The sequence below is a fragment of the Ohtaekwangia sp. genome (genome assembly GCF_036568665.1).
Classification (GTDB): domain Bacteria; phylum Bacteroidota; class Bacteroidia; order Cytophagales; family Cyclobacteriaceae; genus Ohtaekwangia.
Genome location: NZ_DATCSD010000193.1, coordinates 1 through 5,155, shown reverse-complemented (window position 1 = coordinate 5,155; position 5,155 = coordinate 1). Strand labels below are relative to the sequence as shown.

Annotated in this window: 3 protein-coding genes; 2 read left to right on the top strand and 1 reads right to left on the bottom strand. The window is 41.8% G+C overall.

The window, feature by feature from the left end; genetic code table 11:
- Nucleotides 1-143: helix-turn-helix transcriptional regulator (locus tag VIN08_RS11095; RefSeq protein WP_331964568.1), on the top strand; the 143-nt coding region annotated here is incomplete at its 5' end.
- Between the two features lie 401 nt (nucleotides 144-544).
- Nucleotides 545-4,447, top strand: coding sequence for a gliding motility-associated C-terminal domain-containing protein (locus VIN08_RS11090; RefSeq protein ID WP_331964565.1), 3,903 nt, complete (start codon nucleotides 545-547; stop codon nucleotides 4,445-4,447).
- A gap of 54 nt (nucleotides 4,448-4,501) precedes the next feature.
- On the opposite strand, the gene VIN08_RS11085 is transcribed toward VIN08_RS11090, so the two are convergent.
- Nucleotides 4,502-5,155, bottom strand: a 654-nt coding sequence (locus VIN08_RS11085; RefSeq protein ID WP_331964562.1) for a C-terminal helicase domain-containing protein, incomplete at its 5' end; no start/stop codon positions are given.

Genomic DNA, 5,155 nt, shown 5'->3' with positions numbered 1-5,155 from the left:
AAAAAGCCAAATCACTACTCTGGAGCTCCGATAAATCAATCAGTGAAATCGCTTATGAGCTGGGGTTCGAGCATCCATCGCACTTCACCAAGATTTTTAAAACAAAGATGGGAGTTTCACCGAAGGAGTTTAGGTTGAATTAACAACTGCAAATCAATAAGTGCTGACATTATATAAGAGAATGAAAAAATTCAGACAAACTTAGATTAGTCATTTTTAAATTACTTTTCCAGAGTTATTGAACTTAACCGTTACAAATAAAAATTTACTTGAAGGCATCTCCGAACTTTATGCACAAGCTAGAAATTCAGTCGCAAAGTATACCTTTAAGAGGGGCAGAAAACACTCCAATTCCTCTATAGCCGAAAACCTTCTTGCCTATTTTTCCCCGCAGAGAACTAATTTAAACGATCATCAAATATGGGTAGGTTACCCGATAAGTTTTAAAAATGCGCGCTCGCAAAAAAACTATCTATGCGGATATTTCAATCTTCGCACTATAAGGAATCAAGTTAAAGTGGTAGCTTTGCAGGCCTAACCTACTATGAAATCAATATTCACGTTACTGGCGGCTGTTATAATTGCTGTCCCTGGATTTTGTCAGTGCATCAACGGATTTGAAAAGCTTTATCCTGATGTTTCAGTAGACTACTCATTGAATTACGGTAAATCGGTTTCCATGTACGGCGATTACCTCGCAGTAGGTGTTCCGAATAGTGATACTCTGGGGCGAGAGTCTGGTATTGTTTATATCTATAAAAAAACGAACAACATATGGATAAAAGTTGCATCTATGGTTGCTTCACAACCGGCGGCGAATCTCCATCTAGGCATTAGTGTCACCATATCTGAAAATTACCTACTGGCTTCTGCCGAAGCAAATGGAGGCCAAGTATTATTATACAAAAAAACTGCTGTTGGTTGGGTATCTGGCACTGAGTTTACAACACTGTTCATGCCGGGCACCACATCATTTGGTACGGCCTACCACCATCCGGTGGATATAGCCGATGATGAAAACACCATTGTTGTAGCAGATGCCATGAAAGCACATAACTTCAATCCGACATCGATTGCTGGCAGTCTCTTTATCTATCATAAAAGCGCAATGGCATCTTGGGGCAATACACTGACTCCTGTCGAGATAAAAGCAACTTATAACGTTGTGGATTTTGGCCGAGCCGGAGTGTATATCTCGGGGGACAGAATTATTACAGGTACACCTTTTACGGGTTCCAGTCATGGTAATTTATTTATCTATCATGATCCGTCGGGTAATTTCAACAATTTTACTCTAGAGGCGCTCCTGTCACCTCCGCCAGATTATAGTTTCTGGATGGACAATTTCGCGCTACTAGAAGACGGCATAATGTGGTCAGCATCTGGCAATGGACAATTGCAGCTTATGTTCTTCGAAAAACCAACCGGAGGCAACTGGGTAGATGCTATTCCATCGTGCATCATTGATCCGGACGGGCAAACCAATTATTCCAATCTCGGTTCTATTCGTCTGACTACAAACGGCAAAGACCTATACACCATCAGCAGAAGCGGACTTGGGGTTTACCTGTCACTACTGAAAAAAGGATTTGACTGGTGCACTCCTTCATGGAAGACGCTGGATATTCGACATGCCAGTGAATATGGTTCCGTGATCACAGGTAACGAACAGGGTGATGTCGTTACTGGATATGTTCCTAATCCGGATAATCCTGGAGTATCCAATGCATTGACCGTCTATACCAAAGCTGCTTCAGAAACTTGGGCTATCAGCACTTTGTATACTAAACCACTCAGCACACGTAATCATAACTACGGTACAGCTATGGCTTTAAAAGATGATTTTTTATTTGTAAGCGCTCTCCGTGACAACACACTAAAATCGGAAGCTGGTAAGGTATACATCTATAAGAAACATGGTACCCAATGGAGCGAAGTGTCGGCTGTCGTACCTAATTCAACTACTTATCCAAATGTTCACTTCGGAAGTGCGTTGGCAGTCAGTAAAAATTTTCTTGTTGTGGGGGCTCAGAACTGGGGGTCAGTCGGACGATTCTTCATCTATCAAAACTATAGCGGAAACTGGAGCAACCCAAAGCTTTTCCAAGAAATTTCTATTCCAGATCCTCAGAATACAATAATAAGCTATGGTGATAACGTAGCGATGAACGATCGTTGGTTGTTGATTCCCTATGGAGATTATTCCTCATCACTCGATACAAAAGTCGCCATCTATGAATACGATGGCAGTACCTGGGTATATCGGCAATCAGTATCAACAGGTTACTTTAACTTCTTCTCCAGATATACAACAGTTGGAGTTGCAATTGATGGGAACACCTTTATAGCTCGTACCCGTATATTTGAGTTAGATACAAATAATAGCTGGGTAAATACAGCACAACTTTCTACGACAGACCCAGAAAGCCTTCAATTTTCCTCCTCTTTCCAAGTGATCCAGAACGGATCGTACATCGGTCAGACGGTTGCTATTAAAAACAATACTATTTTCATCGGAGCGCCGGGAAAAGATTATAATGGTACCTGGGATGTAGGGGCTGTATATATATATACAAAGCCAGGTTCGTCTTGGTTAGACCGAACGGAGACTTTAAAAATTGTTCCAGAAGCAAAACAGAAAAGCGGACTATTTGGAGCCGCCTTATTCGCTACCGAGACATCTGTTATAGTTGGAGCACCGGTTGCTGAATATTTCTCGGATCCCAATCTAAATGCCAATAATCCAGCCAACCTAGCTGGCAAGGCGATGTTATTTGAGGCCAATGATGAGCAATGGAGCTCGGCATACCTTTCCAAAACCTATACTGGTAAAGGTAGTATGCGCGACAATTTCGGGATACAAGTAGCCATGGATAATCGGCAGATATTTATAGCATCCTCATTAGAGGATGGTCCCACCGGAACTAAATCTGGCACAGTATATATAACCGATGTGCCATTGGCCATTAATCCAGCACCAGCCTTATGTAACGAGGCCAATAGTACAATCTTGCTTACTGCTAAACCAGCTGGAGGAACCTGGACTGGAAACGGAATCTTGGATGCTAGTCAAGGCTTATTCGATCCATTCCTTGCAGGAGTCGGAACACATCAAGTCACCTATACACCACCAGCTGGTTGTTTATCAAGTGGAAAAATAAATATTAAGGTAAATGCCAAACCCCCGGCAACACTAACAGTAAACCAGGAATACACTGTATGTAAAAACGCTGAAATCTTCATTCCACTCAATGTTAAAAGTGTGAGCAAATGCAATTATCAATGGTTATTTAGAGAAAATGGGAGCCAATCATTCGATTACTTAAGCGAAAATAGCATTACAATGAATGCGACTTTAAGAGGTGAGTATATGGTAAGAGTATACAACGAAACATGCGAAACACTTTCTGACACTATAACAATCAGCGATGAGTCAATAAATCTTATAGTTAATCCTATTGGTAGCGTGTGCGGAAATCCACCTACAGGCCTAGCATTGAATGCATCTCCAACGGGTGGAATTTGGTCTGGATTAGGTGTTACAAATAATAGTTTTTTTATGGATAATCTTTCGGACGGTAACTATACTCTCACTTATAAATATACTTCAGCGCGTGGTTGTAACTATCAAAACCAAACAACTGTCAAAGTAGAACGATTGGTACCTCCAGACATCAAGCGAAGCGGAAATCTATGCGAACAAGGATCGGTACGACTTGAACTCACCACAGAGGCATTGTCTGGCGCCACTTATACCTGGAGCCGAAAAAACGACAATGACAACAATTATGTGAAAGAAGCGATTGGTGCCTCTTTTGAAACATCCTTATTGGGGAGCTATATTGTATCACTCAACAAAGATTTTTGTACAGTTTCGTCCTCTCCCATTGACATTTCTGACAATTTTTCCATGCTCTTGACTCCCTCAGACGCGAAATCTGAAGTCTGTTATGAAAATGATTTCTATTTTAGTTTGCCTGCTTATCCAACAGCAACTTATCAATGGGTTTATTCAAATGAGGGCGGGCAAACAGAAACGCTTGCAGAATTTAGAAACAATATTCACCCCACAAAAACAGGACACTACTTTGCTATAATAACAAAAGGCGTTTGTTCATTTACAAGTCCTTCACGATATATATACATCCACGGCAAGGACTCTGTATTTGTTCCCAATGTCTTTACTCCGAATGGTGATGGCAAGAATGACAATTTCCAAATTATTGTTCTTAATCGAGATGACGACCCTGCTGATAATGACAACGAGGATAAAGCCAGTTATGCAATTTTCAACCGTTATGGTGAAGAAGTGTATTCTGCACCCAGTAATCAGCCGTGGAATGGTAGTGAAGTAAGTACGGGGATTTACTATTGGTCTGGTGTCTATCATACATGCAAAGGAATTCAGAGAGCTATCAAAGGATGGGTGCATGTAGTAAAGGAGTAGCATATGACACAAGCTAATATATGCACATCATCTATTCCAATCACCTTTTCAATCTCAACCACGAATCTTCGCCATCTCCACATACCGACACAATGCATTTGCCCACTGCATCTGTTCAATAGTTCTACAGTCGGGTTGAAGCAGAGCGGGGTTTGCTACCAGTATACATATACACCGGGCGCGGCTGGTAGCAACGTTTAGGCGGTTAGGGCTGAACAGGAAACTCATGCCACGTGGGGTGTCTTCTATAGTGGATGAAGTCATCGAGTAAATTACAACAGGCGCTTCTTGTCCCTGGAATTTATCTACGGTGCCAATTTCAATGTCGGGCAGTTTTTGTCGCAATGCACTTACCTGTGCGTTAAATGGCGCAACAATGAGTATATCTTTTGCCTGAAGTGGTTGTGTTTCTCCATGTTCATTCGTCCAGCGGGCGGACGCGAGTAATTTTGATACGATCGCTGCGATGGCATTAACTTCTTCTTCAGATTTACTCTGACTCCCTTTGTGAATTACAGGAGTATAAAAAAGTCCGGCACCATCGTACGGTGTACCTCCGCTTATCACTTGTTTTTCCAAACCGGGTAATGCATGAAGTTTTCCCTCATAAAATATCTCCGAAGTAAATCGGCAAATGTCAGGATGCAGTCTCCTGGTAACAGGAAGAAAGAGTCCTTTACCTTCTGGCATCGTTGCATGCCCATCGAG

What these genes read in the sequence shown, in the direction of transcription:
- VIN08_RS11090 (WP_331964565.1), top strand. Translation starts at nt 545, where the DNA reads ATGAAATCAATATTCACGTTACTGGCGGCTGTTATAATTGCTGTCCCT.